This window comes from Treponema endosymbiont of Eucomonympha sp. (assembly GCF_001028545.1).
On record NZ_BBPW01000596.1, the window covers coordinates 1 to 466 of the forward strand.

The following is a 466-nucleotide window of genomic DNA, read 5'->3' on the forward strand; positions in this document are numbered from 1 at the left end:
ATTGTTTGACGATAACGGATTTTGGCTCAAGGGGGAATGAAGCGCAACTGGTACGCGCAAAAGGCTGGAATGCGTTCGGCACGTTGCCCGTCCGCCCGGCATTCGCCGCATATAAGCAAAAACGCCCTATCGTATTTTGCCCCGCATGAACACGTTCTATTACATATTATGTTATAGTGGTGTAATATACGATACTTCAGCGATGCCTCAAGCAAAATGGCGAAACGTGTTGCAGTTATAACCGAACCGCCTGAGTGTGGCAAAAGCGGTCGGGATACGATAAGGTACAGTCCTTTTGTTTTGAAAGAATGCTATTGGAGGTTCTTATGGGTTTTTGGGACAGGTTTTCAACAGATATCGGCGTTGATTTAGGGACTTGCAATACGCTCATTTATGTCAGAGGACAGGGCATCGTTGTCAACGAACCGTCAGTCGTTGCTATAGAGCGCGGCACGAAGCGTGTAAT

At 47.2% G+C, this 466-nt stretch carries 1 protein-coding gene; it reads left to right on the top strand.

From position 1 onward, the window contains the following. Positions 1–326 precede the first annotated feature (326 nt). The coding region (locus tag AWU74_RS10980) for a rod shape-determining protein (RefSeq protein ID WP_187150976.1) at positions 327–466 on the top strand (140 nt) is incomplete at its 3' end.